At 62.9% G+C, this 4246-nt stretch carries 6 protein-coding genes; 5 read left to right on the top strand and 1 reads right to left on the bottom strand.

Going from position 1 to position 4246, the window contains the following annotated elements; all coding sequences use genetic code 11:
• Window positions 1-2: 2 nt before the first annotated feature.
• On the top strand, window positions 3-311 hold the full coding sequence (locus tag AC1DX0_RS31870) for a hypothetical protein (protein ID WP_477358388.1): 309 nt from the start codon (window positions 3-5) through the stop codon (window positions 309-311).
• A gap of 17 nt (window positions 312-328) precedes the next feature.
• Here AC1DX0_RS31870 and AC1DX0_RS31865 read toward each other — a convergent pair whose 3' ends face one another.
• A complete protein-coding gene (locus AC1DX0_RS31865; protein ID WP_015317160.1) occupies window positions 329-733 on the bottom strand; it encodes a cupin domain-containing protein in 405 nt (134 codons plus the stop codon).
• Between the two features lie 127 nt (window positions 734-860).
• Between AC1DX0_RS31865 and AC1DX0_RS31860 the strand changes: the two genes are divergently transcribed.
• Genes AC1DX0_RS31860 through AC1DX0_RS31845 form a run of 4 tightly spaced genes read left to right on the top strand, consistent with a single transcriptional unit; the run spans window position 861 to window position 4207 of the window.
• On the top strand, window positions 861-1652 hold the full coding sequence (locus AC1DX0_RS31860) for an ABC transporter ATP-binding protein (protein WP_477221879.1): 792 nt from the start codon (window positions 861-863) through the stop codon (window positions 1650-1652).
• Window positions 1642-2178 carry an endonuclease domain-containing protein gene (locus tag AC1DX0_RS31855; RefSeq protein WP_477221880.1) on the top strand — a complete coding sequence of 179 codons (537 nt, stop codon included), beginning with the start codon at window positions 1642-1644 and terminating at the stop codon, window positions 2176-2178. The genes AC1DX0_RS31860 and AC1DX0_RS31855 overlap by 11 nt, the downstream gene beginning before the upstream one ends.
• The gene (locus AC1DX0_RS31850) at window positions 2178-3056 is read left to right on the top strand and encodes an ABC transporter permease (protein WP_477221881.1); all 879 of its coding nucleotides are present in this window, start codon (window positions 2178-2180) and stop codon (window positions 3054-3056) included. Before AC1DX0_RS31855 ends, AC1DX0_RS31850 begins: the two co-directional genes overlap by 1 nt.
• Window positions 3053-4207: an ABC transporter permease gene (locus AC1DX0_RS31845; RefSeq protein ID WP_477358386.1), complete on the top strand. Its 1155-nt coding sequence runs from the start codon at window positions 3053-3055 to the stop codon at window positions 4205-4207. Before AC1DX0_RS31850 ends, AC1DX0_RS31845 begins: the two co-directional genes overlap by 4 nt.
• The last annotated feature ends 39 nt before the right edge of the window (window positions 4208-4246 follow it).

The following is a 4246-nucleotide window of genomic DNA, read 5'->3' as shown; positions in this document are numbered from 1 at the left end:
GCATCGATCTGTCGAAACCCAATGGCGACAAATATGTCTGCATCAACCTCAACGGCCAGGAAGACGCCGCCGATCAGATGCTGCTTTTGACCGACAAGGAATTGATCACCGCCGCCAGCGCCTGCACGTTCACGAAGACGCAAGCGCAGGCTGACGGATCGCTCGTGGTGACAGCGACATGTGAGGCGGAAGGCGAAGAGGGGCAGGAGCCGACCAAATTCACCATCAAGCACAGCGCCAAGAACGCCAAGAAGCTGACGATCGCCGACGCAGACGGCAACGTCATGGGGGAAGTCTCGCGGTGCAAATGACGGCGATCCCGTCGGCCTCAGGCGACCAGCGCATCCAGTTCCGGCAGCAGGACGACGCTTTCCTGTTCGTTGGGGTCGGTGCGGGCAATGACGGCCGAGGACGGGGCGTTGCTCAGATTGGCCGGCAGATGCGGCACGCCGGCCGGAATGTAGAAGAGGTCGCCGGCCTTGACGACGATGTGGTGCTCGAGCCGGTCGCCATACCAGGTATGGACCTCGCCGGAGAGCACGTAGATCGCCGTTTCATGGTTCTCGTGCAGATGCGCCTTGGCGCGGGCGCCGGGCGGCATGGTGAGAACATGCATGCAGATGCCGGAGGAGCCGACCGACTCCGTGGCGATGCCGGCAAAATAGGTCAAACCCTGCTTGCCTTCATAAGTGCTTTCAGGGCGGATAAGATGACAAGTCGGTTTGGGCGACATCGGGAAACTCCGGGCGTCGATTGAGTGGAACAAAGACCAATGGGACTGGGCGAGTGGAAAACAACATCGAGATAAAAGCAATCGGAATCCGGCCGGCGCAGGGGCGGGAACAGGCAGGCTGTAGCCGATGACCGGGACTTCGCCAGCCGTCGTCGCGGCAAGCAAACTGGGCCTCACCTTCCAGACCAATGATGGGCCGGTGCAGGCGCTGTCCAATGTCGACCTGACCATCGGCAAGGGGGAGTTCGTCTCCTTCATCGGGCCATCGGGCTGCGGCAAGACCACGCTGCTGCGCGTCATCGCCGATCTGGAGAAGCCGACCTCGGGCACGATTTCGGTCAACGGCATGACGCCGGAACAGGCGCGCGAGAAACGCGCCTATGGCTATGTCTTCCAGGCCGCCGCCTTGTTTCCGTGGCGCACCATCGAGCGCAATGTCGGCCTGCCGCTGGAGATCATGGGCCTATCCAGGGCGGAGCAGGCGGAGCGCATCAAGCGCACGCTCGACCTCGTCAACCTCTCGGGCTTCGAGAAGAAATACCCCTGGCAGCTGTCCGGCGGCATGCAGCAGCGCGCCTCGATCGCCCGCGCTCTGGCCTTCGACGCCGACCTGCTTTTGATGGACGAGCCGTTCGGCGCGCTGGACGAGATCGTGCGCGACCACCTCAACGAGCAATTGCTGGAATTGTGGGGGCGGACCAACAAGACCATCTGCTTTGTCACCCATTCCATTCCGGAAGCCGTGTATCTCTCGACGCGCATCGTCGTCATGTCGCCGCGTCCCGGCCGGGTCAGCGACATCATCGAATCGACGCTGCCGAAGGAAAGGCCGCTCGACATCCGCGAGACGCCGGAGTTCTTGGCGATCGCCGCGCGCGTGCGCGATGGCTTGAGGGCAGGGCACAGCTATGATGATTGAGCGGGGGCAGGATGAGGTTGCTCCTCTCCCCAACGGGGAGAGGGTGGCCGGAGCGAAGCGGAGGTCGGGTGAGGGGGCGGCGCCGACGGATCCGACGAAAAGAAAGGTCGGGGCAACCGAGCGCGCCCGAAAGCTGCGGGTTGACGAGACCGAGGCTGAATACAGGCTTTGGGGCGAACTGAGAGGCCGTCATCTCAACGGCTACAAATTTGTCAGGCAAGTGCCGCTCGGACCTTTCATCGCGGATTTTGTTTGTCGCGAGGTAGGCCTGATCGTCGAACTTGACGGCAGCCAACACGCGGATTCACCAACCGATCTGGCCAGAACAGCTTGGCTGAATGGCCATGGTTATTCGGTTCTCCGTTTCTGGAATCACGAGGTTTTGGCCGAGCGCCGAGCGGTCCTGGATACGATCTTGGCTTGCCTCGACGGAAAGATTTCTACCCCCTCACCCGACCTCCGCTTCGCTCCGGCCACCCTCTCCCCGTTGGGGAGAGGAGGGCGCTCGTCCAGCGAGGCCTGCTGATGGACACCTTCCGAGACAAACTCGTCCCCGTAACCTCGATCCTGGTGGGCGTGGTCATCCTCTGGTACGTCTTCGCCGTCATCCTCAACACGCCGTTCCAGCGCGACCTCGACCGCCGCGCCAATGAGACCTCCACGTTCAGCGAACTCATCGGCAAGACGCTGTCGCAGCCGAAGCCGACACTGCCGGCGCCGCATCAGGTGGCGGTGAACTTCTTCGAGAACACGTTTCTGCGGCCCATCAATTCGAACCGCAGCCTCGTCTACAATGCCTGGGTGACRCTGTCGTCGACACTGCTCGGCTTTGCCTTCGGTACCGCGCTCGGCATCATCATTGCGGTGGGGATCGTGCATGTGGCGACGCTCGACCGCAGCCTGATGCCGTGGATCATCGCCTCGCAGACCATCCCGATCCTGGCGGTGGCGCCGATGATCATTGTGGTTTTGGCGGCGGTCGGCATTACCGGCCTGATCCCGAAGGCGATGATCTCGACCTATCTGTCGTTCTTCCCGGTGACGGTCGGCATGGTGAAGGGGCTGCGCTCGCCCGAGATCATGCATCTCGACCTGATGCACACCTACAATGCCAGTGGCGCGCAGACCTTCTGGAAGCTGCGCGTGCCGGCCTCGGTGCCGTTCCTGTTCACCTCGATGAAGGTGGCGGTCGCGGCAAGCCTGGTCGGCGCCATTGTCGGCGAACTGCCGACCGGTGCGGTCGCCGGCATCGGCGCCAAACTGCTCGCCGGCGCCTATTACAGCCAGTCCATCGACATCTGGTCGGCGCTCGTCGCCGGCTCGATCGTGGCGGCACTTCTGGTCATGGTGGTCGGCATTGCCGGGCGCCTCGTCGACCGCGCCATGGGCGGGAGGCCGGCATGAACTGGCTGAAACCTTCCTGGCAAGCGGTGCTGGCGATCGTGCTTTGCCTGATCGCGGTCGCGCTCGGCGCTATCGCCGCGCCAAAAGTGGATCCGCTGGCGCAGCCAGCAGGGACGTTGATCTATCCCTATGCCGCGACAAGCTGGCTGATCTTCGGCGTGCTGCTTCTCGCTGCTCTGATCTCGATGGCCAGAATGCCGTCCATCGTCGAAGCAGTCGTGCTTTTCATCGGCGCGCATCTCGTCGCCTGGCTGCTGATCAGTGGTATCGCTGGCTTCGAAGGTCAGGCACGGGCGCCGTATTTCCTGCTGCTGGCGGCGGCTTGGTTGCTAGGTTGGCGCTGCGTTGCGGTGCTGTCGGGACTTCGCCCTATGGAGAGCTGGGCCCGCACCGCCCTTCGCCTGATTATCCCCGCCATCTTCGGCGCCTGGATCCTGATCATCTGGGAAGCGGTGACGCGCGGCGCCGGCATTCCCTTCATCCTCTTGCCGCCGCCCAGCGCCATCGGCGCGCGCCTGGTCAGTTCGCTGCCCATACTCGGCGCCGATGTGCGGCAGACCATCTTCAAGGCAGTGATCTTTGGCTATGTCGTCGGCAGCGGTGCCGGCTTCATCACTGCGGTGCTGGCTGATCGCGTGCCGTTCCTGCGGCGCGGGCTTTTGCCGATTGGCAACATGGTGTCGGCGCTGCCGATCATCGGCGTGGCGCCGATCATGGTGATGTGGTTCGGCTTCGACTGGCMGTCCAAGGCRGCSGTCGTCATCATCATGACCTTCTTCCCGATGCTGGTGAACACGGTCGCSGGGCTKGCCGCKTCMGGCCATATGGAGCGCGACCTGATGCGCACCTATGCGTCSGGCTAYTGGCMGACGCTSWTCAARCTSMGGCTGCCGGCCGCSGCSCCTTTCATCTTCAACGCGCTGAAGATCAATTCGACGCTGGCGCTGATCGGCGCCATCGTCGCCGAATTCTTCGGCACGCCCGTCGTCGGCATGGGMTTCCGCATYTCGACCGAGGTCGGGCGGATGAACATCGACATGGTCTGGGCCGAAATCGCAGTTGCAGCACTTGCGGGTTCGGTCTTTTATGGCGTGGTCGCTCTTKTCGARAGAGCCGTCACGTTTTGGCATCCCTCTGTCCGTGGTGGATAGGGGCGGTGGGTTTAGGGTTAACTTCAGAGGGTAAAAACA

Source organism: Mesorhizobium sp. P3_A9 (assembly GCF_056402975.1).
Note: the sequence above shows the minus strand (reverse complement) of the source record. Positions and strands in the feature narration are given on the sequence as shown.